At 48.1% G+C, this 24924-nt stretch carries 22 protein-coding genes, 2 tRNA genes, 2 rRNA genes and 1 riboswitch; of the genes, 3 read left to right on the top strand and 23 right to left on the bottom strand.

The genetic code is table 11. The features are described from left to right. Positions 1 to 441: 441 nt before the first annotated feature. From purN to ACQ5BJ_RS22610, 12 genes are all read right to left on the bottom strand, one after another. Positions 442 to 1062: a phosphoribosylglycinamide formyltransferase gene (gene purN / locus ACQ5BJ_RS22665; protein ID WP_289354771.1), complete on the bottom strand. Its 621-nt coding sequence runs from the start codon at positions 1060 to 1062 to the stop codon at positions 442 to 444. A 314-nt stretch (positions 1063 to 1376) separates the two neighbouring features. Next, complete coding sequence (purM, locus tag ACQ5BJ_RS22660) at positions 1377 to 2417, bottom strand: phosphoribosylformylglycinamidine cyclo-ligase (protein ID WP_268620137.1); 1041 nt, start codon at positions 2415 to 2417, stop codon at positions 1377 to 1379. A gap of 104 nt (positions 2418 to 2521) precedes the next feature. Then, complete coding sequence (gene purF / locus ACQ5BJ_RS22655) at positions 2522 to 3997, bottom strand: amidophosphoribosyltransferase (RefSeq protein WP_430112469.1); 1476 nt, start codon at positions 3995 to 3997, stop codon at positions 2522 to 2524. Further along, positions 3982 to 6222 (bottom strand): phosphoribosylformylglycinamidine synthase subunit PurL, encoded by a 2241-nt coding sequence (gene purL / locus ACQ5BJ_RS22650; RefSeq protein WP_430112673.1) that lies wholly within the window; start codon positions 6220 to 6222, stop codon positions 3982 to 3984. The genes purF and purL overlap by 16 nt, the downstream gene beginning before the upstream one ends. Positions 6223 to 6298: 76 nt before the next feature. Next, complete coding sequence (gene purQ, locus ACQ5BJ_RS22645) at positions 6299 to 6985, bottom strand: phosphoribosylformylglycinamidine synthase subunit PurQ (protein ID WP_005543121.1); 687 nt, start codon at positions 6983 to 6985, stop codon at positions 6299 to 6301. Positions 6986 to 6988: 3 nt separating this feature from the next. Beyond that, positions 6989 to 7231 (bottom strand): phosphoribosylformylglycinamidine synthase subunit PurS, encoded by a 243-nt coding sequence (gene purS / locus ACQ5BJ_RS22640; RefSeq protein WP_005543122.1) that lies wholly within the window; start codon positions 7229 to 7231, stop codon positions 6989 to 6991. A gap of 51 nt (positions 7232 to 7282) precedes the next feature. Then, entirely contained in the window at positions 7283 to 8494 is a 1212-nt protein-coding gene (locus ACQ5BJ_RS22635; protein ID WP_430113420.1) for a phosphoribosylaminoimidazolesuccinocarboxamide synthase, read from the bottom strand. Between the two features lie 170 nt (positions 8495 to 8664). Then, positions 8665 to 9963: an adenylosuccinate lyase gene (gene purB / locus ACQ5BJ_RS22630; RefSeq protein WP_005543124.1), complete on the bottom strand. Its 1299-nt coding sequence runs from the start codon at positions 9961 to 9963 to the stop codon at positions 8665 to 8667. Further along, complete coding sequence (gene purK, locus ACQ5BJ_RS22625; RefSeq protein WP_430112466.1) at positions 9956 to 11173, bottom strand: 5-(carboxyamino)imidazole ribonucleotide synthase; 1218 nt, start codon at positions 11171 to 11173, stop codon at positions 9956 to 9958. Before purK ends, purB begins: the two co-directional genes overlap by 8 nt. Continuing rightward, positions 11170 to 11685 (bottom strand): 5-(carboxyamino)imidazole ribonucleotide mutase, encoded by a 516-nt coding sequence (gene purE, locus ACQ5BJ_RS22620; RefSeq protein ID WP_268620141.1) that lies wholly within the window; start codon positions 11683 to 11685, stop codon positions 11170 to 11172. Before purE ends, purK begins: the two co-directional genes overlap by 4 nt. 218 nt (positions 11686 to 11903) lie before the next feature. Beyond that, a riboswitch (purine riboswitch) is annotated at positions 11904 to 12004 on the bottom strand. 315 nt (positions 12005 to 12319) lie between these two features. Next, entirely contained in the window at positions 12320 to 12754 is a 435-nt protein-coding gene (locus ACQ5BJ_RS22615; protein ID WP_005543131.1) for a universal stress protein, read from the bottom strand. A gap of 47 nt (positions 12755 to 12801) precedes the next feature. Next, the gene (locus tag ACQ5BJ_RS22610) at positions 12802 to 13083 is read right to left on the bottom strand and encodes a DUF1294 domain-containing protein (protein WP_005543132.1); all 282 of its coding nucleotides are present in this window, start codon (positions 13081 to 13083) and stop codon (positions 12802 to 12804) included. 133 nt (positions 13084 to 13216) lie between these two features. On the opposite strand from ACQ5BJ_RS22610, the gene ACQ5BJ_RS22605 reads away from it, so the two are divergent. After that, positions 13217 to 13600, top strand: coding sequence for a hypothetical protein (locus ACQ5BJ_RS22605; protein WP_262866360.1), 384 nt, complete (start codon positions 13217 to 13219; stop codon positions 13598 to 13600). A gap of 31 nt (positions 13601 to 13631) precedes the next feature. On the opposite strand, the gene ACQ5BJ_RS22600 is transcribed toward ACQ5BJ_RS22605, so the two are convergent. Together ACQ5BJ_RS22600 and ACQ5BJ_RS22595 are read right to left on the bottom strand one after the other, a co-directional pair. Beyond that, positions 13632 to 14690: a matrixin family metalloprotease gene (locus tag ACQ5BJ_RS22600; RefSeq protein WP_430112464.1), complete on the bottom strand. Its 1059-nt coding sequence runs from the start codon at positions 14688 to 14690 to the stop codon at positions 13632 to 13634. A gap of 196 nt (positions 14691 to 14886) precedes the next feature. Further along, positions 14887 to 15843: a transglycosylase domain-containing protein gene (locus tag ACQ5BJ_RS22595; protein WP_005543138.1), complete on the bottom strand. Its 957-nt coding sequence runs from the start codon at positions 15841 to 15843 to the stop codon at positions 14887 to 14889. Positions 15844 to 16117: 274 nt separating this feature from the next. On the opposite strand from ACQ5BJ_RS22595, the gene ACQ5BJ_RS22590 reads away from it, so the two are divergent. Both ACQ5BJ_RS22590 and ACQ5BJ_RS22585 read left to right on the top strand, forming a co-directional pair. Beyond that, a tRNA-His gene (locus tag ACQ5BJ_RS22590) sits at positions 16118 to 16193 on the top strand. Positions 16194 to 16201: 8 nt separating this feature from the next. Further along, a tRNA-Leu gene (locus ACQ5BJ_RS22585) sits at positions 16202 to 16283 on the top strand. Positions 16284 to 16350: 67 nt separating this feature from the next. Here ACQ5BJ_RS22585 and ACQ5BJ_RS22580 read toward each other — a convergent pair. From ACQ5BJ_RS22580 to ACQ5BJ_RS22540, 9 genes are all read right to left on the bottom strand, one after another. Continuing rightward, positions 16351 to 17145, bottom strand: a complete 795-nt coding sequence (locus ACQ5BJ_RS22580; protein WP_430112462.1) for a hypothetical protein — start codon at positions 17143 to 17145, stop codon at positions 16351 to 16353. After that, positions 17123 to 17329, bottom strand: a complete 207-nt coding sequence (locus tag ACQ5BJ_RS22575; protein WP_430112460.1) for a hypothetical protein — start codon at positions 17327 to 17329, stop codon at positions 17123 to 17125. The genes ACQ5BJ_RS22580 and ACQ5BJ_RS22575 overlap by 23 nt, the downstream gene beginning before the upstream one ends. 224 nt (positions 17330 to 17553) lie before the next feature. After that, entirely contained in the window at positions 17554 to 18534 is a 981-nt protein-coding gene (locus ACQ5BJ_RS22570; RefSeq protein ID WP_005543141.1) for a hypothetical protein, read from the bottom strand. A gap of 85 nt (positions 18535 to 18619) precedes the next feature. Next, on the bottom strand, positions 18620 to 20014 hold the full coding sequence (locus ACQ5BJ_RS22565) for an ABC transporter substrate-binding protein (RefSeq protein WP_430112457.1): 1395 nt from the start codon (positions 20012 to 20014) through the stop codon (positions 18620 to 18622). 14 nt (positions 20015 to 20028) lie between these two features. After that, on the bottom strand, positions 20029 to 21354 hold the full coding sequence (locus tag ACQ5BJ_RS22560; protein ID WP_430112455.1) for an ABC transporter substrate-binding protein: 1326 nt from the start codon (positions 21352 to 21354) through the stop codon (positions 20029 to 20031). A gap of 259 nt (positions 21355 to 21613) precedes the next feature. After that, positions 21614 to 22606: a hypothetical protein gene (locus ACQ5BJ_RS22555; RefSeq protein WP_262866363.1), complete on the bottom strand. Its 993-nt coding sequence runs from the start codon at positions 22604 to 22606 to the stop codon at positions 21614 to 21616. A 131-nt stretch (positions 22607 to 22737) separates the two neighbouring features. Further along, positions 22738 to 23721, bottom strand: a complete 984-nt coding sequence (locus ACQ5BJ_RS22550; protein WP_430112453.1) for a hypothetical protein — start codon at positions 23719 to 23721, stop codon at positions 22738 to 22740. A gap of 815 nt (positions 23722 to 24536) precedes the next feature. Beyond that, positions 24537 to 24653 (bottom strand): 5S ribosomal RNA (gene rrf, locus ACQ5BJ_RS22545). A gap of 144 nt (positions 24654 to 24797) precedes the next feature. Continuing rightward, a 23S ribosomal RNA gene (locus ACQ5BJ_RS22540) occupies positions 24798 to 24924 on the bottom strand; the annotation flags it as partial.

Genomic DNA, 24924 nt, shown 5'->3' with positions numbered 1-24924 from the left:
TGTCTTTCAAATAGTGGACACAATTTTGCAAAGACGATAATTTCTTTACATCTAAAAAAACACAACATATAGTTAATCAAGTTGTAAAACATCTATATTTGGACATTTGTTCATTTAAAGCAAGATATCCCTGTTTGTCTACCTTTGTGTGGACATTTTCATCGTTTGTCCTCAAGAGGACTACAAAAACAGAGTATCTAGTAACGCTACTCGCTGGATAATGACGAGAGCACTTTGTATCGCTATCCACTGGATATTAAAGAGAGTATTTAGTAACGCTATCATACTGGACATTGACGAGAGTATTTAGTATCGCTATTCTTCCACTGGACATTGACGAGTGCATTTGTAATGCTGCTCACATTGACGGTAAATGTTTCGTGACGCTATTCGTTTTTCACTGAATACTTCCATGGGTGTATTTATGATCCCGCCACAAGGCTATACGCTGGCAGATTTCACAAGGCTCCGAGCTATCATTTGCTGCACCACTTGCGGGTACAGTGCATGCTCAGCTTGTTGGATACGCGCAGACAAGGTGTCTTCCGTATCATCAGGCATAACGGCAACAACCTGCTGAGCCAGGATCGGCCCCGTATCCATACCTTCATCAACAAGATGCACCGTAACCCCCGTTACCTTCACGCCGTAATGCAGCGCTTGGCGTACTGCATGCATGCCCGGAAATGACGGCAAAAGCGAGGGGTGAATGTTGACCATTCGCCCTTCATAGGCACGCAGCAATACCGGCGTAACAAGGCGCATATATCCTGCCAGTACAACGAAATCGATTTGATGCTTGCGCAGCAGTCGAAGTACATCCTGCTCGTATTCCTCACGAGAAGCATACTTTTTCGGTTCGAATAAGGCTGCTTTCACCCCCGCCAGCTTCGCCCGCTCAATGACACGCGCCTGCGGCTTATCGCATACTAGCAAGGCGATGTCTCCACCCAGCAGCTGCTCTCTGGCTGCATCAATCAGCGCTTGAAAGTTGGAGCCGGAACCAGAAGCAAATACAGCGATTCGAGGTACTCGTTGCCCATGAGATTCCGCTGTCTTCATGTCTCCTGCCATGTATCCCGGTGTAACTTCACCCGTATTTACTACCATGTCTTCTGCCATACTTTTTGTCATTTTCCCTGCCATGCCTTCTGTCATTTCCTCTGCTACGCCTTCTGTTACATCTTCTGTTACGTCTTCTGTTACGTCTTCTATTACGTCTTCTGTTATATCTTCTGTTACGCCTTCTGCTACGTCTTCTGCTACGTCTTCTGTTACGCCTTCTGCTACGTCTTCTGTTACGCCTTCTGCTACGTTTTCAGCTATATCTTCTAATACACCTTCCGCCATATCTTCTTGCCTTCCGGATTCCCGCATTACAGGCCTACCCCCGGGATGCGAACTTGGCGACTGCCTTCCGTTACCTTGCCAATGCGATATACAGCCTCTCCCTGATCCTCAAGGCTGTGGATCGCCGCTTCCGCCTCCTCTTCCCCAACGACAATGACCATGCCAATTCCCATATTGAACGTAGTGAACAGCTCTGAAGCGGTAAGCTTGCCAATTTCACTGCACCAGGTGAATACAGGATGAATCGGCCATGAGCCATAATCGATCTCAACAGCCGTACCTTCTGGGAGCACGCGAGGAATATTTTCTAAAAAGCCTCCGCCAGTAATATGAGCGGCACCCTTTACATTTACTTGCTTCATCAATTCGAGCATGGATCGCACATAAATTCGCGTTGGAGTCAGCAGCACTTCGCCAAGCGCACCGCTGCCATCTGGCGCAATGTCAGTCAAGCCCAGCCCGCCTTGCTCCAGCAGCAGCTTGCGCACAAGGGAGAAACCATTGCTATGCAAGCCGCTAGAAGCAAGCCCCAACACAACATCGCCAGGACGGATCGATTCGCCCGTAATTACCCGACTCTTATCTACCACGCCAACGCTGAATCCGGCGATGTCATACTCCTCCAGTGCATACATACCCGGCATCTCGGCTGTTTCTCCGCCAATAAGAGCACAGCCTGACTGTGCGCAACCTTCGGCAATGCCGCTTACGATCGCCTCGATACGCTCTGGCACAACCTTGCCGCAAGCCAAATAATCAAGGAAGAAGAGCGGCTTTGCGCCTTGAACGACAATATCATTTACACACATGGCTACTGCGTCAATGCCGATCGTATCGTGCTTATCAAGCGCGAACGCAAGCTTCAGCTTCGTACCCACTCCATCCGTACCGGATACGAGAATCGGCTCCTTGTAACGCTGAATGTCGAGCTGGAACATGGCTCCAAACCCACCCAAATCGGTAAGCACTCCTGGCGTAAACGTGCGGCGAACATGTTTCTTCATTCGTTCGACTGCTTCATTACCTGCTGCGATATCGACACCCGCTTGTTTGTAGGCTTCTGACATAATCGTGCGTCTCCTCTCTCCCTGTAAGCAGGACAGGAATGCAGCTTGCATCCCCGTCCATCATCGCTAATGTGAATTCACCAATTATTAAAAAGCAAGTGCTATTAGCAGCCACAGCCTGTTCGCTCGTTGCCTGCTCCGGCTGCAGCATCTGTATATAAATTCGTCGGATACTCCTGATCGAAGCAAGCTAGGCAAAGTCCGCCCTTGGACTCCTCCGCGAACGCACCCCCGATAGCCTCAATCATGCCGTCTTGGCTTAAAAAAGCGAGTGAGTCTGCCCCAACCAGCTCGCACATCTCTTCAACCGTGTGCGATGACGCAATCAAATCCTCGCTGCGCGGTGTATCGATCCCGTAGAAGCACGGATACTTGAACGGCGGCGAAGCGATGCGCAGGTGAACCTCCAGCGCCCCAGCTTCGCGCAGCATGCGCACAATCCGGCGCGACGTCGTGCCGCGGACAACCGAGTCGTCAATCAGAACGACTCGCTTGCCCTCTACGACACTGCGCACAGCGCTTAGCTTCATCTTCACGCCCTGCTCACGCAGCGCTTGGCTTGGCTGAATGAATGTCCGGCCTGTATATTTGCTCTTAATCAAGCCCATCTCATATGGAATACCTGTTAGCTCCGCATAGCCGATGGCTGCCGATATACTGGAATCCGGCACACCGCTCACAATATCAGCTTCTACAAACGCCTCCCTTGCAAGCTGCATGCCCATCCGCTTGCGTGCTGTATGCAAATTGACATCATGAAGCTGGCTGTCCGGTCTGGAAAAGTAAATGAACTCCATCGCGCACAGCGCGCGCCGCTGCAGCGGTGCGAAGCGTTCGGAACGATGGCCGAGCGCATCGACAATAAGCAATTCCCCTGGCTCCAAGGCGCGAACCATTTCCGCTCCGACCGCTTCAAGCGCACACGACTCAGAGGCGAACACATAGCTGTCACCTAGTCTGCCGAGAACAAGCGGCCGCAAGCCGTTCGGGTCGGATGCTGCAAGCAGCTTGTCGTTCGTCATAATGAGAAACGCGAAGCCGCCTACCAGCTCGCTCAGCGCTTCCTTCGCCGCGCGAACGAGATCGTGCTCTGAACGGGCAATAAGATGAGCAATTACTTCCGTATCGCTGGTCGTTTGGAAAATGGAGCCCTTCTTCTCCAGCTCATGCCGAATCTTAGGCGCATTGACGATATTCCCGTTCGTTGCGACCGCCAGATCTCCATCTCGCGTCTTGAACACAAGCGGCTGCGCATTCGCAAGCCGGCTGTCGCCCGAGGTCGAGTAACGCACATGGCCGATCGCCCGGTCGCCGCGCATCTCCTGCAGGCGATTCGCGTCGAACACTTCCTTCACAAGTCCCATTTCGCGATGGTAGTGGAACGACTGGCCGTCGGACGTGCACATGCCCGCACTCTCTTCGCCGCGATGCTGGAGCGTATGCAAGCCGTAGTACACCATTGAGGCGGCCTCTTCATAGCCAAATACCCCGAATACGCCGCATTCTTCCTTCAAGCGGTCGAACGGCCCGTCTTTGCCGCTGCCTTCGTTATAGTAGGCTCCTGTCACTTCATGAGACATGGAATCGCATCCTTCCATCCCTGTTCTGCTTGCTTCCAAGGCATATCCAAAGCATCCATTCCATTTACCCGAACTTGGATTCGTTCACCCCCGACCGTACCAATGCCCTCAACCGGAACACCGGCTGCCTCGCAGCGGGCCTTTACCTCCTCAAGCTGCTCCGCGCTCACTGACAGCAAAATGCGAGATTGGCTTTCACTAAACAATGCGATGTCTGTTCTCAGCTCCACAGTATTCAACTCAAGCGCTGCGCCGACTTGGCCGCCAATACAGCATTCCGCAAGAGCAGCCGCAATGCCGCCATCCGATACATCATGAGCGGATTGCACAAGCCCTGCTTGAATAAGCTGCAAAACCGTTGCCAGCAAGCGCGATTCCGCATCCAAATCCAACTGAGGCGGACGGCCTTCAACCTTGCCATGCAGGACGGCTTGGAATTCACTGCCGCCGATCTCCGCCTTCGTGCGGCCAAGAAGCAGAACTGCATCTCCCTCCCGCTTGAATGCTTGCGTCGTAATATGCTGCGTATCATGAACGAGCCCGACCATACCAACGACCGGCGTCGGATAGATAGCTCCCTTTGCATTTTCGTTATATAAACTGACGTTTCCGCCGATTACCGGCGTATTCAACACGCGGCAGGCCTCAGCCATACCGTCGACCGCCTGTTCCATCTGCCAGAAGTTCTCTGGTTTCTCTGGATTGCCAAAGTTCAAATTATCCGTGATCGCAAGCGGCTCACCGCCTGAGCATACAATGTTGCGCGCTGCCTCGCAGACTGCAATTCGGCCGCCCATGTATGGATCAAGCATCACGTAGCGGCCATTGCAATCCGTCGTCATCGCAAGTGCCTTGTTCGTTCCGCGAACGAGCACGACTGCCGCATCCGAGCCCGGCGCTACTGCTGTACTTGTGCGAACCATCGTATCGTACTGACGATATACCCATTCCTTGCTTGCCACGGATGGCGAGCCAAGCACCTTCAACAGCGCTTCGTTCAACGCGTCAACACCGCTTACTTCCTGGTAAGCCGTTGTGTCCACAGAAGCATTGGCCTCATAATAAGCAGGCACTTGAGAAGGCTTATGGTATATCGGACATTCATCCACAAGTCCGTTTACCGGCATATCGCCAACAACCTCGCCGCCATACAGCAGGCGCAGGCGCCCATCATCCGTAACGCGGCCAACTTTGCAGCAAATAACGCCCCAGCGCTCGAAGATTTCCATCGCAATCGGCTCATTATGCTCTTCAATGACGAACAGCATCCGCTCCTGCGATTCGGACAGCATCATTTCATAAGGTGTCATGCCAAACTCACGCTGCGGAACCTCGTTCAAATTCAGCTCAAGCCCATTGCCCGCCTTGCTCGCCATTTCCGCGCTCGAGCAAGTCAGACCGGCTGCGCCCATATCCTGAATCCCGATCACGATGCCGGAAGCTATCAGCTCCAGACAGGACTCCATGACCAGCTTTTCCATGAACGGGTCGCCCACCTGTACCGCCGGACGTTTCGCTTCCGACTGCTCTGTCAGCTCCTCCGACGCGAATGTCGCGCCATGAATGCCATCGCGGCCTGTCGGCGGCCCCACATAATACACCGGATTGCCGATACCGCTTGCTACGCCCTTCTGAATATCCTTGTGGTCAATCAGCCCGACGCACATCGCGTTGACGAGCGGATTTCCTGCATAGCTGTCATCGAAAACGACCTCGCCGCCTACCGTTGGAATGCCGATACAGTTGCCATAGCCGGCAATGCCTGCAACGACATGTTCAAACAAATATTTCACCCGCTCATCCTGCAAGCTGCCAAAGCGCAGCGAATTCAACAGGGCAACCGGACGCGCTCCCATCGAGAAAATATCACGGATAATCCCGCCTACTCCTGTTGCCGCACCTTGGAACGGCTCGATTGCAGAAGGATGGTTATGGCTCTCAATTTTAAAAACGACCGCTTGCTCATCGCCGATGTCCACGATGCCTGCGCCTTCTCCCGGACCAACCAATACGCGTTCGCCAGTCGTCGGGAATCGCTTTAGCAGCGGCTTTGAATTTTTATAAGCACAGTGCTCAGACCACATCACACTGAATACGCCAATTTCGGTATAGTTCGGCTTCCGGCCGAGCAGCTCGCATATATGCGCATACTCGTCTTCCGTCACACCCATTGTCCGGTACAGCTTCTGCTCTTCTATCTGCTCAGCAGTCGGTTCCTGGCCCATATGGCGCAAGCCCTCCGCTATGGATTCTTCCTTCTGTCGAGCAAGGCGCGCTGCCGCCTGTTCTTGTGCCGTCGTATTAGTGAGCGTTGACTGCATGTTGCTCCCTCCAAGCATGTAAAATGGATGTAAACAAGCGAATGCCATCTGCTGAACCAAGCAGCTCGCTAACCGCGCGTTCTGGATGCGGCATCATGCCGAGCACATTGCCCGCTTCATTGCAAATGCCTGCAATATTCTCAAGCGAACCGTTCGGATTCTGCTCATACGTAAAAATGATTTGGTTCTGCTGCTTCAGCTTCGCCAGCGTCTCTTCATCACAGTAATAATTGCCCTCGCCATGTGCGATTGGAATATTCAAAATATCGCCCTCGTTATAGTCCATCGTGAACGGCGTATCTGCACGCGTTACACGAATAGGCGCTGCATGACAGCGGAACTTCAATCCTTCGTTCCTCCGCAGCGTCCCTGGAAGCAAGCCCGCTTCCGTCAAAATTTGAAATCCATTGCAAATGCCAAGCACATAAGCGCCTGCCTCAGCCGCCTTCGCAACAGCATTCATGACAGGGGCGAATCTTGCGATTGCTCCACTGCGCAAATAGTCGCCATACGAGAAGCCGCCTGGAATAACAATAAGATCATATCCGTTCAAGTCCGACTCCGTATGCCATACCCGCTCTACAACCACATTCAGCGTATCCTGCACGGCATGGACACAGTCTAAGTCACAATTCGATCCGGGAAATACGAGCACCGCTGCCTTCATCGCCTATTCCTCCAACTCGTACCGATAGTCTTCAACGACTGGATTCGCCAGCAGCTTCTCGCACATTTGCTCCACTTGCGCCGCAGCCTGCTCACGATTATCCGCGATAATGTTGAACTCCATATATTTGCCTATGCGCACCTGCTCCACACTGCTGTACCCCATCGTGTGCACCGCTTGCTCCACAGCAGCTCCCTGCGGATCCAACACGCCTGCCTTAGTCGTTACGAATACCTTCACCTTCATCCCTATTTCCCCCTCATTCGTCCATACTGGTCTGTAATCAGAATCAAATGTTTATGCTTCGATCCATTGTTGCTCCGTAATGCGCTCAAACAGTTCGACATAGCGGCTGCGCGTCGCCTCCACAACCTCTGACGGAAGCACTGGCGGCGTTCCGCATTTATCCCACCCGCTCGCAGCCAAATAACGGCGTACGGGTTCTTTGTCCAAACTGTCGATATCGCGATCCAGCACGTACTGATCCGCTGACCAGAACCGTGAGGAGTCTGGCGTGAACAGCTCATCTATAATTACGAGCTCTCCGTCGATCATTCCGAATTCAAATTTGCAATCGGCGAGCAAAATGCCCTTGGATGCGCACAGTTCTGCCGCATACATGTACAGCTCGATGCTGATCCGGCGCAGCTTCTCCGCGAGATCTGTGCCGAGATCCTCGCACATGACCGCGAACGGCACATCTTCGTCGTGTCCCTCATCATGCTTGCGGGACGGTGTAAATATCGGCTCCGGCAGCTTCTCATTCATGCGAAGGCCTGCAGGCAGCTCAATTCCGTTGACAGCTTGATGGGCAGTATACTGCCGCCAGCCGCCGCCGGTAATATAGCCTCTAACGACGCATTCAAAGTCAATGCGCTTTGCTCGGCGAGCAATGGTCATTCGATCTTGTAGGGAACGTAAAATTGCGGATAAATCCTGAGGTTCGAGATACATATCTCGGCTATCGCGGCAAGCTTGCCGCTCTTCTGCCAAATCCTGAACTTCGCCTTGGCGCAGCGCATGTTCGCAATGTAAATCCGGGTGTGGGTCTTGGTTTGAGTTCTGGTGCATAGCCTGTAGCGATTCAGTGCCGCTGTGCACAACATCGGGATAAAGCGCTCCGGATTGGCACTGCTCCAAATGCTTCGCCTGAACAGACTGCAAACCTAACTCATCAAGCGATACAACATGATTCGCGATCAGGTGCTTCGTCTGCTCGAACCAAAATTGGCTCAGCTTGTTCAGTACCTTTCCTTTGCCGGGCACCTCCGGCTTCAACACGGCATCGAATGCAGAAATCCGATCCGATACAACAATCAGCAAATGGTCTGGGTCCAGCTCATACAGTTCGCGCACTTTTCCACGATGGAGAAGTGGCAGCGGAACGATGTCTGCTGCAGTCGCATATTGAATGTTTGAAGACATCTCCTGTGCTCCTTTCGGCATAACGCCCATGTAGTCAAAAGCGCGTGTCCAAATCAATCCGCTCGCCTTAAACAGCAGATACATTGAACAACCTCTAAAGGAACCCTCCCATATTTTCGCACCCGCTGCAGCGGTCTCTTCCGATCGTGGGTGGAGGGAAGGAAGAGACCGCCCGCATGCGGCTGTCAGAGGGACAGCCTACGGGAGCATCCTATGCATCATCTCAGGGGGATGCATAGGGTTATGCAATAACCTTAATCAAGCAAGCCGACTTGGCGGAAAATCGTATCCACATTTTTCAAATGCCATGCAGGGTTGAACGCATCCGCGATCTCCTCTGCACTCAGTACGGCCGTAATTTCCGGCGTGTTCTCGATAATGTCGCGGAAGCTGCGCTGCTCTTCCCATGCCTGCATCGCACGAGGCTGCACCGTGTCATAAGCCTGTTCACGCGCCCAGCCCTTGTCGATCAGCTTCGTCATCACGCGGCCGGAGAACGGAACGTCGAAGGTGCGCTGCATATTGCGCTTCATATTCTCTGGGAACACCGTCAAATTTTTCACAATGTTCATGAAGCGGTTCAGCATATAGTTCATCAGCATCGTCGCATCCGGTAAAATGATGCGTTCTACCGAGCTGTGTGAAATATCGCGCTCATGCCAGAGCGGCACATCCTCATAAGCGGTCAGCATGTACCCGCGCATTACGCGGGACAAGCCGGAAATATTTTCGCAGCCGATCGGATTGCGCTTATGCGGCATCGCCGACGAGCCCTTTTGGCCTTTTGCGAAGGCTTCCTCAACCTCGCGGAACTCACTCTTTTGCAGGGCACGAATTTCGGTAGCAAACTTATCAAGCGATGTCGCGATAAGCGCAAGCGATGCCATGTACTCGGCATGACGGTCACGCTGCAGCGTTTGCGTCGAAATCGGCGCTGGCTTCGTACCGAGCTTCGCGCATACGAATTTCTCTACGGATGGATCGATATTCGCATACGTTCCAACCGCACCGGACATTTTTCCGAACTCAACGCCGTCCGCCGCGTGACGGAACCGCTCCAGGTTGCGGAGCATTTCCGCATACCAGAGGGCCATCTTCAGGCCGAAAGTTGTCGGCTCGGCATGCACGCCGTGCGTACGTCCCATCATTGGCGTATCTTTATATTCAAGTGCTTTATTTTTCAGAATCTCAATGAAATTCAGCAAGTCGCGTTCAATAATCTCATTCGCCTGCTTCATCAAATACCCGAGCGCGGTATCCACGACATCTGTCGACGTTAAGCCGTAGTGAACCCATTTTCGCTCTTCGCCGAGTGTCTCGGATACCGCGCGAGTAAAGGCAATAACGTCATGGCGCGTTTCTGCTTCAATTTCATAAATCCGTTCGATATCGAAGCTTGCATGCTCGCGGAGCTTCTTTACGTCTTCGTGCGGGATGACACCAAGATCAGCCCATGCCTCACACGCGCACAGTTCCACCTCAAGCCAAGCCTTAAATTTATTCTCTTCCGTCCAAATCGCCCGCATCTCCGGGCGCGAATACCGTTCAATCATCGTTCGCATTCCTCCACAAGTCCGTTAAATTCATCCATTCGAGCGCAGCAGCGATGTCCGGCCCTAGTATGTTAATATGCCCCATCTTGCGCTTCGCCTTCGCTTCCGACTTGCCGTACCAGTGCAGCTTCGGCGTCACGCCAAGGCGGCTGGCTGCCGGATCGTCGGCACGGAACCATTGTATCATGTCCACAGCGTCTTCGCCGAGCAAGTTGACCATAATAACAGGGGTGTGGAGCTCTGTGCTGCCAAGCGGCAAATTGCAAATGGCTCGAAGATGCTGCTCGAACTGCGAAGTGCGGCAGGCATCCATCGTATAGTGGCCCGAATTGTGCGGTCGCGGAGCAAGCTCATTGACGAGCAAGCGCCCATCAGCAGTTAGGAACATCTCCACAGCGATGAGCCCGACAACATTGAGCGATTCCGCAATACGGCGTGCAAGCCGCTCTGCCTCTTCCTGTACGTGCTGCGGAATGCGAGCCGGTACGATGGACATGTGCAAAATGTGATGCCGATGAATGTTCTCCGCTACCGGGAAGACGGCGATCTCGCCGCGCGGGCTGCGCGCCGCGATGACGGACAGCTCCAGCTCGAACGGGATGAACTCCTCCAGAACGAGCTCTGGCGTAAGTGCGGACAGCGCTTGATACGCCTCCTTCGCCTCATCCGGGTGACGAATGATGCGCTGACCCTTGCCGTCATAACCGCCGGTCGCGGTCTTCAGCACGCCTGCGCCGCCGAACGCTTCCAGCCTCTCCTGAATTTCGGCTGCCGATCCGATGGCTGCATACGGCGCCACCGGCACATTCGCTGCCGCGAGCGCTTCTTTCTCCCGCAAGCGGTGCTGTGTAATCCGCAGCAAATGACTGCCCTGCGGCACATACGCTTCCTGTTCCAAGCGTTCCACAATTTCAGCTGAGACATTTTCGAACTCGTACGTAATGACATCCGAACGCTTGCCTAGCTCATGCGCGGCAGCCGCATCGTCGTAAGCAGCCGTTATCATATCGGCGGCGGCTCCGCACGGCGCGTCCTGCGCCGGATCAAGCGCTGTGAAGCGGTAGCCTAGGCGCACGCCCTCAAGCGCCAGCATGCGGCCCAATTGGCCGCCGCCCAGCACGCCGATCGTCGCACCGGGGACAAGCACCGGTGCGTCCGCACGGCTCGGGCGCTCCTGCGGCAGCGTGCGGCCGTTCACAGGCGCGCTCATTCGAGCGCCCCCGTGTCCTGCACCTGCTGCCGAATCGCTTCCCTGCGCGCCGCAACGCGCGCGCGCAATGCCTCATCGTGCATGCCAAGCATCTGCACGGCCAGCAGCCCGGCGTTCGACGCACCCGCCGGTCCAATGGCGACGGTCGCCACGGGTACGCCCGCCGGCATCTGTACGATGGACAAAAGCGAGTCCATCCCATTCAGATGCGACGACTTCACCGGCACACCGATAACCGGCAGCACCGTCTTCGCCGCTACCATGCCCGGCAGGTGCGCCGCGCCTCCCGCTCCGGCAATGATGACGCGGACTCCTCTCGCCTCTGCCGTCTCGGCATAGCGGAACATCTCGTCTGGCGTGCGATGCGCGGACACCACCTTTTTCTCATAGGCAACGCCCATCTCCTCCAATATCTCGCACGCCTTCTTCATCGTATCCCAATCGGACTTGCTTCCCATAATGACGCCTACTACCGGCACACAGCCCTGCCCCTGGCTCGCTGCGTTCGCCATCGCAATCACCCGCTTTCGACAATGTCCAACCAATCTGTCTTGATGCGCCGCTATAGCGGCATGAACATAAAAAAACGTTCAGGCTTCTCCCCCGAACGCATCATCGACATGCTATGAGAAATGAGCAAACAAGCGGATCACTCCCGCTTCGGCAGGAATCGAATGTTCACCACCACAACCGTCACCTTCCGGTGGCGTGCGGCAGCGAGAACAGTCTTCTGCCTGTTCGTCATTCTCGTAGTCCAAAAATTTACGGTTCTTGGGTAGAAACTTCCGGCCATATTCCCGGAATTATACGAGCAACAATATTCGGTTTATCCTTCTTGTGCCTCCAGTTTAACAAGGCTTAACATGGCGTGTCAACAATTAAATGCGAATATTTTAATATATTATTTAATAAACGTTCGTATTTAGACGAAGGTTTTATTGTTAACCACGTTAAATATTCGGATTTGGCGAACATTTCGCCCTCTTTCCCCTCACATACAAATAAGCCAACAACAGGCCATCCCTGCTGTTGGCTTATCCCTTTACGTTCTCATAATGATTTGCTTATCGTAAGCCACAATTTCTTCTCTATCGCAACGATTACGGTCAACCATAACGATCAGCATCGCATTATAACTATCCATTATTATTTAATTACCAGTACAGGCACCTTGGCGTGCTGCACGACATGATGGCTCACGCTGCCAAGCACAAACTCCTTCAACCCGCTAAGACCGCGGCTGCCGATAATGACGAGATCCGCATTGAACTCATCCGCCTCGTCGATGATCGCTTGGCCTGGAGGGCCTTGCTGCAGAATAACCCCGGCTCGGTCGCCAAGCGACGCAACCTTGCCCTCTGCTTCCTTCTGCAATCGCTCCGCATATTCGTACAGTTCTTCATTCGTTTCTGCTGAAGCCGTTGCATAGGCCGAACCCACAAAGTATTGCGGGAACTGAAATACATGCACGACACGTACTTGAGACTCCTCATTCGCCTCTGCAAGCCCAATCGCGTGCTGCAATGCCTTGCGAGCCGGCTCCGATCCATCATATGCAACAAGAATGCGTTGAAATTTCATAAATCCCACCACGCTTCCCCATAATGTACTAATGCTGTGCTTATTATTTAACCAAATCGAACCAAAATAAAACCGAAAACAAAAATATTTACCAGCAAAATAAACGGTACGCCTGCCGTAAAGGTAACATGCTGCGTCTTATGGCGCTTGTTGTACATGGCGGTCAACACCCCTAACGCACCGCCGAGCCAAGCCGCTAGGAACAGCTTGCGCTCTGGAATGCGGCGTCGATGCTTCTGTGCCCGCTGCTTATCCACAACCATCATTTGATATCCGATCACATTTATAATAAGCAAGTAAATGAATACGATCCAAGTCCAGTCCTTCATCCTATGTTACTGCCTCCCTCCTGTCCCTATTATACAATGGGGGCAATCCAAAAGTCCGCTGCCAATCATCTGTATGACGCAACATATCAAATAGGCACTTCGTCTGTATGTACGAAAGGAGTGAGTCAGCCGTATGCGCAAATGCATCATTCTATTTACAATTGCCTGCAGTATCTTTTTCGTTACCGCCTGTCAGACTGTGCAGCAGCATACATCCAAAATGCCTCCTGACACTCCAATGGAAGCCTCTTCTATGAGTTGGCCGTACAGCCGTATGATTTTTTTCAATCATCTCATTTATGTAGGCAGCGACGAGAAAGTCGACAAGGTGGATGAATTGCTTGGAGAAATCGAACATTCCTCGGATAAAGAGGAGGCAGTGAAAGGAAATAGCTTCTCGAATTACTACCCAGTAGGTACCAAGCTGTACAAAATGAAAGGCACGAGCGAGAATGAAGCCATTGCAGTAGAAACCGAAAAAGATGAATTCAAGAAGGCTTACCGTAAAAAAATATAGCCAATCGGACAATGGCCGCATCTCCAGCGCCTTAGTTCATTTTTTTCAACAGTTCATCCTTACTGATGAGTACCTTGCTTTTTTGATTTTGATAGACAGCAGGCACGTTTTCGTTGCCCTCCTGCAAATTCTGCGCTGAAACTTTCAGGAAAATAGAAGTATTCTCATTTACAACACGATACGTACCATCCGTATTTATTTTCAAAAATAGGATCGACTCATCACCGTATTGCAAAGGAGTTGTATCATCGGAAACAACAATGGCTTCCCCGTCGCTTCCGCCCATTTGGGTTACATGAATGAACGTGTTTTTGATAGCGGCGTCCCCTTTTAATACATTCGATACTTGAACGACTGATACCGTTCGATACGTTTCTGGTGCGCTATTTGCAGCTTTCTTCACGTCATTCGCTTGAACAATTTGCCCCTCGACAATCAGATCCACATCGCTGGCTAATGCTTCGTAACTTTTATACCCATAGGCCCAGCTCACGTCGAAATGAACAACAGGAATGAAAGGATTGGCTTGGGACAATGCTTTCATCTCCCCATACTTCTTTTTAATCGTTTCTTTATCGGCAGAGGTCGGCGATGTGTTCGTTCTCGCAAGCGAACCGTCAGACCAGAAGGTATTGGATCTCATTACAGAGGACTCATTATCATTATGTGCCAGCCCTAATGCATGACCTAATTCATGCGTCGCAATCCCCTCAACGATCGATGACGTGTATCGAGTTTGGCTCGTGTAATACTCATTCACCCAAGCGCGCGTTTTTGTGGCAATTCCATTGGCGTATGTCGTATAGCAAATGCCGTCCCAATCATTGTCTTTCGTTGGCGAAACCTTTTTATTCCCTGTCCGAAAATCAAATTTCGTTCCTTTTCCCATCGATACGCTTCCCGTTCCATTCCATCGACTGGCGCCCGTGTTCCAGATCCCCTCGTAAAACGAATTCGATCCATCGTTGTAATACTGAATATGATTTGAATTAAACTTCCATGGGTTTTCCGGCGTTGCTGCATGTACAGTTCCAGCAAATGCAAAAATGAGGGTTAAAGAAAAAGCTGCCTTTGCAAATCTCTTTTTCATTTCCAATCCTCCCGCATCTGATTTAGAAAGCAATTCACTTTCTAAGCTGCAAATCATTTTCATGCAATCCGATTAATATATATATGCCTTTACCGATCAATATTTCATTTCATCCTATATTTTTCGTGCAGCAAAAAAGACACACCGACCGCAACCCTACTAAGCTTGATCCTGTGTGTCTCTTTCTTGTGTTCGGTTATTTCTTATTCGTGTGATCTACGATTCCAATTGGAGACTTCAGCGCTGCTTGACGCTCTGCCTCTGTCATCCAGCCGAGATCCGTCATGCGCTTCAATACAACATACTGCCGCTGGAGAGCCAGCTTCATATTCTTCGCTGGGGAATAGCGCTCCGGTGCCTTGAGTAATCCAACGAGAATGGCTGCTTCTGCCTTGTTAATCGTAGGGAGGTCACCATTCACTCGGGTTGTTTTGCCGAAATAATAACGTGCTGCATTCTCGATCCCGTATTGTCCATGTCCGAAATATACTTTATTCAAGTACATTTCTAGAATCTCTTGCTTGCTATAATTCAACTCCAGATTGGCTGCTATCGTCATCTCCTTCATTTTGCGGGAAAATGTCTTATCATGCGTTAAGAACAGGTTGCGCGCCAACTGCATCGAAATCGTGCTGCCTCCCTGTGCCTTCTGCTGCTTCGTCACATTAATCCAGACCGACCGTGCCAGTCCGATCGGATCGATGCCAGGATGCAGCTTGAAGCGATGATCCTCAATGGCCATTAGCTCTTGTGGAATAAAGGGGGCCATATGGTCGAGCTGAACCATGCGCTGTCCATTGGCCGTTGTTGCTTCCAATGCAATTTGCTCACGGAACGTGGTGAGCTTGCCTTGATCGATCCATACTGTGCCTGTTGCCGCCATTCCAACCCATCCGATAATCGGAGTAAGAATTGCAACGAGCAAGCTATATATGACCCAACGCTTCCACTTCATTCCCTGTGGCGTATGAGCAGGTTGTGCGATTGTCTCAGATTGTTCATGCAGCATAGTGGATTCTTTCTTATTAGGAAAATGAATACGAGGCTTATCTTGCATCACATTCGGTATCTTGCGATGTGCAGTTGTCTCCTGAACAGGAAGAGGCATAAATACCGATGCGTGAACCAGATGTCCTTTTCTTTGTTTTTTCATTCGTAACCGCCTCCCCTTCTTATATGTAAGAGCTATTTTCAGATTTGAAACACAACCCTTACGTATAGTGTATACGTTGACCGCATGCCATGACATCGAATTGACTTGCAGCCAGCTTACAATGATGAAAGAAAAGAGTGAAAGTAAAACAGAAAACGCCTTATCTATGAAATAGAAGACGAACGAGTTACGAGAAATGTTGTTGGTATATTTTTCTTGTTGCAAAATGATATGAATGTATGCTAAATTAAGGTTCTGTTGAGCAAATAATATGGCGGTCGTGGCGAAGTGGTTAACGCATCGGATTGTGGCTCCGACACTCGAGGGTTCGATTCCCTTCGATCGCCCCATATCATTTGCCGATGTGGTGGAATTGGCAGACACGCCGCACTCAAAATGCGGTGCCGAGAGGCTTGCCGGTTCGAGTCCGGCCATCGGTATACGACAAAAAAGAGTTATCAAATTGCGTTAAGCGATTTGATAACTCTTTTTTTATACACATTCACTTCATTTTTCTATTAGCATTCTCAACCCGGAAAACATGTACACTACGTTTTTATCGTCATCCAATGCAACTGACATTTTTGTCTCTTTATTTTGAACGAAACGGAAATCACGTGCTGATTTATCCCATTTCACTTCAAGTCCCTGAATGTCCATATGGAACAATTTTTTGGCAATCGGCGCAGCTATTTCTTTCACTTCTTTTTCTGTTACTGCCTTGTCTGCTTGTTTTCGCGCAACGTCATATACATACTCTATCTTTCCTGTTTTTGCTTCAACAGCCAGAGTAATATGATCACCTTTGAGCTTCCACGTATCACTTTTGGTGACTTTGATGCCACCATAATAACCAAGCTCGGCTTTCTTTACCTCAAATTCCTGATCTAAAGCTGTTTTCACTGCATCCGCTGCCGTTTTAAGTAATTTCGGTTCTAGCTCGTTCTTGTCTACCTTGATAACGGCTGCACCAATATAATTTTTATTCTTTGATTGCTCCTGTGGATATTTTATCCAAGAAATCACGAAGTCTTTTCCCTCTAGCAAATAAAGGGTACTGTAAACCTTCCCCTTGTCATAGCTCTGAGTGATTTGAACCTCTTTATGAAATGCATAGGCTTTCTTGGCGTACATCCCTTTCAACTTGTTCAGCAATTCCTTTTGATCATCCTTGCTCACTTTATCAAGAGATTGAATCCCCTTAATATTGATCAGTTCCCCTGTACCTGGTTTAAAATTTACTTCGTATAATTCGTCTGCCGAAGGAACCGTCGCCAGATCAAAATGGATGTTTAAAGGCATTCTCGAACTTCAACTTTATTTCTTTCCCTGCAAATTGATTCACGGCCTTTTGCAGATTGGCAGCAACCTTTTTATCAATTTGAACACTGTTGCTTGATGCTTGTTCTTGCTTCTTTCCTCCTGCTGCTTCGGCTCCTGCAAAGGCCGGGCCCGCAAGTGTAACGAACATACTGGATACGATCATAGATGCTAGAATTGCTTTTTTTATTATTCATTTTATTTCCTCCTATGTATGATTGCATGGATATTTCCTTCTATACTAACACGTAAATCCCAATATTTTACTTAACTTTCTTTGAATATAATTTAAGAAAAAATCAAAAACTAAATGCGAATATCCAAATTTAAAAGAGTTATCAAATTGCGCTATGCAATTCAACAACTCTTTCATATTCAAACCTGCCCTATTCAGAACCCACTTAACGCTCTGACACCTGATGTTAAGAACACTATGTTCTTATTAGCGTCAAGTGCTACTCTCAATACGGGTTGTTTGTCTTTAATGAAGTAGTAATTTTTAAAGGTGCTGTCCCACTTTACTTCTAAATCCGAAATGTCCATATTGAATAATTCCTTGGCAAGCGGAGCAACCGATTCTTTTGCATCCTTTTCCGTAATCCCCTTGTTAGTCGTTACCGCTTTACGTGTTTTATGAAATACGTTAGTGACCTTTCCCTCCTCCATTTCAAGCGATACGTCCTTATCTTCAAGTGTCCATGTAAAGCGTCTTAGATTAGCGGATGTAACTTCCAAATCATGATTGAATACCGTTTTTATTGATCCGATTGCCGTTTCCAACAACTTCGGATCGAGCTCTTCCTTGGTGAACTTTATTGTAAATGCACTAACTTCATTTTTTGGCATTTTAGGAGTATTCTCTTTGAAGAAATATACCTCGAAGTCTTTCCCTGTCAACTGATACGACAAAGGCACACCTAGCTTTTCTTTTTTACCATCATAGTCTCGCATCATGATCACTTCTTTATTGAAAACATAATTTTTATTTGCATATGCTTTTTTTAACACTTTCAAGATCTTCTCCTGATCCTCTTTACTGATTGTATCGATTGTGACCTTTTCATCAACCTGCCATATACCACCACTTTCAACATTAAAGCGAACAGCATATTTTCCGTCTACGGATTCAACCTTTGCACTCATAGATAATTCTATCTTCTCGCCGAAATTTTTCAGCTTGATCTCTTTCCCCGCATATACTTTGATAGCTTTTTGCAGCTTGGCGGCCAGCTTCTGATCGATTTGAACCTTCTTGTTATCCGTTTGCTTCTGTTCTTGCGCAGCCTCAGCCCCTGCTGGAATCGGGCCTGCCACGGCAACCAACATACTGGATACGATCATAGACGCTAGAAATGCTTTTTTTAGATTCATTTTATATCCTCCCACTTATTAATATATGAGTACTCTCTTCATGCTTACATTGACAATTAGATTCAACTTAATTCGCTTATTGCCCCTACTTGGTTTCCCGCAATCGCTCTAACATTTCTTGCCCCTTGATCTGAAGCTCGGCAACTGCATCGTCCAGCGTTTTCTCTTTGTCAATTAATGATTTCAGCGCATTCGACAATAACGAATCGAATTCAGCTTGGAAACCCGGTGGAATGCTTTTTTTATCTGACACACTGCTAGCTTGCATTGGCTTCAGGAGGTAAAAAGCATCCGTTTCCCGCCCTCTAAAATCCTTGAAGTTGTCTGATCGCGTAGGTAGCTTAGCGTATACTGCCTTCCCAGCAACCTGCGCCATTTCCGGTCCATTCACGAATTTGACGAATTCCCAAGCTGCCCGCTTGTTCGGAGAATCCGCAGATATGGCATAGATCTCCGACAATTTCACGTAAGCCGATTCATCAGGCTTTGCAGGATTAACCGGTGCGGCTGCGATGCCCCAGTCGATCTCCGGTGTCTTCGAGTAATATGTAATATCCCGCAAGAAGAAAGCAAACCACGGCGCCTGAATCGTCATTGCCGCTTGGCCCATGTAGAACAATTCGTTCGATCGGCTATACTGTTTCAAATCTCCGGTATATTCGTATCCTTCGAGTTGCTCGCCCTCCTCCAACGGGGGAGGAGCATAGGCCGCTTTATTGCGGACGGAATTCGTCGCCATCTTTATTGATTCCTTCCAACCATCTGAATCTATCAACAGCTTGCCTGATTTCGCATCAACCAGTTTAAGTGCCGATGCTGCGGCGATATCGTACAACAAACTTGCTGCCCCTCTCGTCTGATACAATCCGTACACTTGCTTTTTTCCCGAATCGACGCTCGAAAATCTCTCTGCTAAATCAAGGAGCTCCTTCCATGTCATTTTCCCGTTTGGCGGCTCGATTTGATGCTTCTTGAACAAGTTGCTATTATAATAGATGACATTCGTTTCGAAGGAAGGAGTAAGCCCGTACAGCTTCCCATTCCCTTTTGCCCGCAGCCTGTCGATAAGACCAGGCATAAATCCGTCCAACTTGTATTGATCCTGGTTGATGGCCGGCTCTATGTCATACAACCTTCCTTCTTGAGCAAAGGCTTCGAACATGCTTTCATTCAAAAACAGCACATCCGGCTTAACTTTATCGAGCAGCTTTTTCTTTTCATCAGTCAAATTGAATGCCTCGTTTTTTTCGGCTTCGTCGAACAATTCTGCTTCACTGATAACCTCAATATCGATGTCGGGATTCATCATCTTAAAGAAGTTCCCGTAGTCACTATAAAATCGATCTTCATCTTGATAGACGACCCTGATCTTCCCCTTGCCATCCTTTAATGGCGCAAGCTCTGACCGTTCTCCGAAGCAGCCGCTTAAGAGAGACATGATCGTCAGCAGCATAATGACGGTCTTCCCATTCTTCAACACGTACTACACTCTCCCTATTTTCCCTCATCCTTGTTTGCAGATTCTCGCGCTTTCAAGAGCAGTTCCTGCGCTTTTACCTCCAACGCGGCAGTTGCTTCATCAACTGATTTCTCGTTCGCGACGACGGCTAACAGCTCCTCACGAAGCGGTTTATAAAATAACCTGAAGAACTCGAATGGAAGACTTTCATATAGGCTGCTCTCCTGCCTGATCTTCGGCATATAAAATGCATCCGTACTTCTGCCCTTGATATCCTTCATATAACCGTTACGTGAAGGAAGCTTGCCTTCCAGTGTTCGCGAACGGGCCTGCGCCATCTCCGCGCCATTCACGAATTTGACGAATTCCCAGGCTGCCCGCTTGTTGGCTGAGTCGGCCGCAATTGCATAGATGGGAGCAAAGCTAATGGATGAAGAATCCATCGCAGAATCTACCGGAGCCGTAACTACATCCCAATCTTGCTTGGTTAATACAAGCTCCCGAGTTTTGTAAGCGCTACCTATCGTCATAGCAGTTTGATCTCTAAGTTTTTGAGAGTAAATTTGGCCTTCAGGATGCAAAAATACAGATTTGCTGCGTACAGCATCCGTTACCTGCTTGATTGCTTTTTTCCAGCCATCTGAGTTCAGAAGCACCTTCTCTCCCTTCGGGTCGAGCAGCTTCAATCCGGAGGAATCGGCAATTTTGTACAAAATGGCTCCTATATTCCCATACCATTCATAGAACCCGTACACCTTATTGTCTCCGCTTCCGATATTGGCAAATCTCGCTGACAAATCAAACATTTCCTGCCAGGTCATATTGTTCTTCGGCGGTTCGATTTGATGCTCCTTGAACAACGCTGCGTTATAGTACAAAACTTCCCTATCCACATAAGGAGCAAGCCCATATAGCTTGCCGTTGCCTAAGCTTTTGATTCTGTCGATCAGCCCTGGCAAAAAGCCCTTCATATCATAGTCGTCCTGCCGGATCATTTCTTCCAACTCGTATAATCTGCCAGCTTCAGCAAATGATTGAAACGTTTTCGCATCACCCAGCTTTATTACGTCCGCGCCGGAGTTCTCCAACAGCTTCTTTATTTCCGCATCCCAATCCTCTGCACGAATCGTTTTCCCGAGATTTAGAAGCACCTGACTCTCGGGGATAACCTCGACCTCAATCTGCGGATATTTCATATGGAAATACTTTCCGTAGTCGTGGTAAAAGGCTTCCTCATCCTGATAGATCACCTTGATTTTGCTTGGCTGCAAAGGCTCCAGCACTTCCTTCTTGCCAAAGCAGCCGCTCATTAAGGAAACGATCATTAGCAGCAAAATCACAATTTTCCATCTGTTATGCATATTTCTAGCTCCCTCTTTGTTCAAGCTCAGTTTGCAATGACCCCTGTAATTCTTTTAGTTGAAAACTCAAGGGTAAAAAGCTTACGAAGCATCTTTTATGGCTTTTTCTCAGATCTCCGTAAGCTTTTATGAGTACCTCTTGCCCCTGTATCTCCTGCGCGGCTACCGCTTCGTTCACTGACTTCTAGTTATCGATAACGGCTCGCAGCTCTTCCAGCAGCGGCTTTCATTGGAGCACATGTTTTTAGTCTAATAACGTCTAATTTCCAACTATTAACCTTGAGCCGCTCGATATGATGTACACCGGTTTCTTATCAACATCCAACGCTGCTTTCAATATCGTTTTTTTATCTTTAACAAAGTAATAATCTTTAAACAGGTTGTCCCACTTCACTTCATATCCCGAAATATCGATATTAAATAATTCCTTGGCAAGCGGACCGATCACTTCCTTTGCATCTTTTTCCGTAACCTCTTGGTCGGTCGTTACCTTTTTCCTTGTATTATGATACACATTCAGGATCTTTCCGTTTTTTTTGTCTATCTCAAGCGATACATCGTTATCCTTAAGTAATAACATTTGAACCTTGTCCCCAATAGAATGAAGTTGGGCATCTGTTATTTCAAAATCATGATCAAATGCCGTTTTTATCGCTTTTGCTGCCATTTCCAACGATTTCGAATCAATATCCTCCTTGGCAAGCTTTATTACAACTCTACTCACAAATTCCGCCTTACCCCATACTTCCCAATTTGCTTCAAAGTCCTTCCCTGTCAACTGGTACGAAAAATAATCATCTTTTAGTTTTTCATTTTTACCATCGTAAAGGCGACGCAGAACTACTTCTTTATCAAGAACGTATGTTTTCTTCGCGTATGCTCCTTTCAGCGCTTTCAGGATCTTCTCCTGAGCCGCTTTACTGATTTTATCGAGTGGAATCGTTCCGTTTACCCCCGATACTGCACCTTTTTTATAATCGAAGCGAACGACATACTTTCCATCAAGCGATTTAACCTGTGCCTCTGTATTAAATGTAGACTCGGCAGCGTCCTGCAACTTTACCTCTTTCCCCGCAAATTGCTTTACCGCTTTTTGCAGCTTGGCGGCCATCGTTTTATCGATCAGAATCTTCTTATTATCCGTTTGCTTCTGCTCTTGCGCAGCCTCAGCTCCTGCAGGAATTGGGCCTGCCACGGCAACTAACACACTGGATACGATCATAGTTGCTAGAATTGCTTTTTTCATATTCATTTTATTTTCTCCTATGTATTCATTTAATAATAAAATCAAAAACGAAATGTCAATATCCAAAAGTAAAGAGTTATCAAATTTCGTATTTCGTCATGAATTCAATAACTCTTTTATATTCAAACCTGTCTTATTCAGAATCCGTATAATGCTCCGACACCTGCTATTATGGACACTACGTTCTTATCGGCGTCCAGTGCTGCCCTCAGAACCGGTTTTTTGTCTTTAATGAAGTAGTAATTTTCAAATGAGCTGCCCCACTTCACTTCTAATCCGGTAATGTCCATATTGAATAATTCCTTGGCAAGCGGAGCAACCACGTCTTTAGCCTCTTTTTCCGTCATTTTTTTGTTAGTCGTTACCGCTTTGCGCGTTTTATGAAATACGTTTGTGAGCTCTCCCCTCTCAATTTCAATCAATGCATCCTTATCCTCAAGTATCCATCTAAAACCATTTATTAGTTTAGCGTCTGTAACTTCAAAATCATGATTGAATGCCGTTTTTGTCGCTTTTGCTGCCGTTTCCAGGAGTTTCGGATCAAGCTCTTCCTTGGTAAACCGTATCTTAAAACCACCAACAGTACCTGTTAGCTCTTTAGTGGAATTTTCCTTTAAAAAGGAAACATCAAAGTCTTTCCCTGTCAACGTATACGATAAATTCACACCTAATTTTTCTTTTTCACCATCATATCCTCGATGCATGATCACTTCTTTATTAAAGGCATATGATTTATTTTCATATGCTTTTTTTAACACTTTCAAGATTACCCCCTGATCCTCTTTACTGATTTTTTCGATTGTAACCTTTTCATCAATCCCCCATATTTTACCGCCTTCAATGTTAAAACGGATAGCGTATTTTCCGTCTACGGATTCAACCTTTGCACTCGGAGATAATTCTATCTTCTCGCCGACTTTCTTCAGCTTGATCTCTTCCCCTGTATATACTTTGATTGCTTTTTGCAGCTTGGCGGCCAGCTTCTGGTCGATTTGAATCTTCTTATTGTCCGTTTGCTTCTGCTCTTGCGCAGCTTCGGCTCCTGCAGGAATCGGGCCTGCCACGGCAACTAACACACTGGATACGATCATAGTTGCTAGAATTGCTTTTTTCATATTCATTTTATTTCCTCCTATGTATGAATATATGGGTTCTATATTTATGCTAACATTGAATAAATAAGATTCAACTTAACATGATCTGAATATAATTTAAGAATAAAATCAGAAATGAAATGCGAACGACCAACTCAGTTATGCCTGAATGCCAGTTGGGAACTGATATTTGTTGTTATATATTCCTTCTCTACCCGCACACAAAAAAAAGTTATCGAATTGTATAACGCAATTCGATAACTCTTTTTATTTCATCCATAACTATGAATGTTTAAGTATTTTCCCTCATCCGTTCTGCATTCAATTTCTCTTGGAATTCCTTCTGCAAAAGCGAGTGCTTCATTTGTAATCGAAATATGTGTAAGGGAATACGCTTACAAACAACTTCATTTCCATAAGCAAATATAAACATCAATATTAGGATTTCATAACTTTTAATGGATGAATATGAACAAGTGAGGAACAGAATTATGACTTGGAGTGTATAAGTTGTAGATGGTTTTTAGCTTGCCTATATTGTATGAGGCACTGAATCTCAATGAATAAATGCTATACGATTCAATTATCTTTGCTACTTATCAACGCTGTGGATAACTTCGTTATTTTGCGAATTATCAAATTATATCTCAGACTTATCCTATGTTATGAACACGTTTTCAACAGAAAATGTGGATGGAAGGGCTTATTTATAAGAAATTATACACTTTAAAAAGTTATCCCTCTGTGCATATCTCTGCAACATTATACCTATTCATTGTTGTGGATAAGCTGTGGACAACAAATAACCCACCAACTAAAATAGTTAGTGGGTTATTCTTATTGCTTGGCGACGTCCTACTCTCCCGGGACCCTGCGGTCCAAGTACCATCGGCGCTGGAGGGCTTAACGGTCGTGTTCGGGATGGGTACGTGTGGAACCCCTCCGCCATCGCCACCAAACAGCATTGGCTTAATGCCAATATGAAGTTCAAGGTCATACCTTGAAAACTGAATGCGAAAGTTCGTGTTAAGATTTTCATCCGGGGCTCCCCGAAAAGTATTCGGTGTTGCTGCAACGCTTCACGTCACTTTTTGGGGGCTAATTAGGATAAGCCCTCGACCGATTAGTATTGGTCAGCTCCACACATTGCTGTGCTTCCACCTCCAACCTATCTACCTCGTCGTCTTCAAGGGGTCTTACTAATTGGGAAATCTCATCTTGAGGGGGGCT

The organism is Paenibacillus sp. B1-35, assembly GCF_050474385.1.
Classification (GTDB): domain Bacteria; phylum Bacillota; class Bacilli; order Paenibacillales; family Paenibacillaceae; genus Paenibacillus_B; species Paenibacillus_B alvei.
Note: the sequence above shows the minus strand (reverse complement) of the source record. Positions and strands in the feature narration are given on the sequence as shown.

Coding starts and splice junctions, on each gene's coding strand:
- ACQ5BJ_RS22635 (WP_430113420.1), bottom strand. CDS start 8,494: ATGTATCTGCTGTTTAAGGCGAGCGGATTGATTTGGACACGCGCTTTT.
- purQ (WP_005543121.1), bottom strand. CDS start 6,985: ATGAAGGCAGCGGTGCTCGTATTTCCCGGATCGAATTGTGACTTAGAC.
- purK (WP_430112466.1), bottom strand. CDS start 11,173: ATGAGCGCGCCTGTGAACGGCCGCACGCTGCCGCAGGAGCGCCCGAGC.
- purB (WP_005543124.1), bottom strand. CDS start 9,963: ATGATTGAACGGTATTCGCGCCCGGAGATGCGGGCGATTTGGACGGAA.
- purS (WP_005543122.1), bottom strand. CDS start 7,231: ATGAAGGTGAAGGTATTCGTAACGACTAAGGCAGGCGTGTTGGATCCG.
- ACQ5BJ_RS22570 (WP_005543141.1), bottom strand. CDS start 18,534: ATGAATCTAAAAAAAGCATTTCTAGCGTCTATGATCGTATCCAGTATG.
- purN (WP_289354771.1), bottom strand. CDS start 1,062: ATGAAGACAGCGGAATCTCATGGGCAACGAGTACCTCGAATCGCTGTA.
- purL (WP_430112673.1), bottom strand. CDS start 6,222: ATGGGCCAGGAACCGACTGCTGAGCAGATAGAAGAGCAGAAGCTGTAC.
- ACQ5BJ_RS22600 (WP_430112464.1), bottom strand. CDS start 14,690: ATGAAAAAGAGATTTGCAAAGGCAGCTTTTTCTTTAACCCTCATTTTT.
- ACQ5BJ_RS22560 (WP_430112455.1), bottom strand. CDS start 21,354: ATGCATAACAGATGGAAAATTGTGATTTTGCTGCTAATGATCGTTTCC.
- purM (WP_268620137.1), bottom strand. CDS start 2,417: ATGTCAGAAGCCTACAAACAAGCGGGTGTCGATATCGCAGCAGGTAAT.
- ACQ5BJ_RS22610 (WP_005543132.1), bottom strand. CDS start 13,083: ATGAAGGACTGGACTTGGATCGTATTCATTTACTTGCTTATTATAAAT.
- ACQ5BJ_RS22550 (WP_430112453.1), bottom strand. CDS start 23,721: ATGAATATGAAAAAAGCAATTCTAGCAACTATGATCGTATCCAGTGTG.
- ACQ5BJ_RS22605 (WP_262866360.1), top strand. CDS start 13,217: ATGCGCAAATGCATCATTCTATTTACAATTGCCTGCAGTATCTTTTTC.
- purE (WP_268620141.1), bottom strand. CDS start 11,685: ATGGCGAACGCAGCGAGCCAGGGGCAGGGCTGTGTGCCGGTAGTAGGC.
- ACQ5BJ_RS22580 (WP_430112462.1), bottom strand. CDS start 17,145: ATGCCTTTAAACATCCATTTTGATCTGGCGACGGTTCCTTCGGCAGAC.
- purF (WP_430112469.1), bottom strand. CDS start 3,997: ATGTCTCATGAAGTGACAGGAGCCTACTATAACGAAGGCAGCGGCAAA.
- ACQ5BJ_RS22555 (WP_262866363.1), bottom strand. CDS start 22,606: ATGAATATGAAAAAAGCAATTCTAGCAACTATGATCGTATCCAGTGTG.
- ACQ5BJ_RS22575 (WP_430112460.1), bottom strand. CDS start 17,329: ATGATCGTATCCAGTATGTTCGTTACACTTGCGGGCCCGGCCTTTGCA.
- ACQ5BJ_RS22595 (WP_005543138.1), bottom strand. CDS start 15,843: ATGAAAAAACAAAGAAAAGGACATCTGGTTCACGCATCGGTATTTATG.
- ACQ5BJ_RS22615 (WP_005543131.1), bottom strand. CDS start 12,754: ATGAAATTTCAACGCATTCTTGTTGCATATGATGGATCGGAGCCGGCT.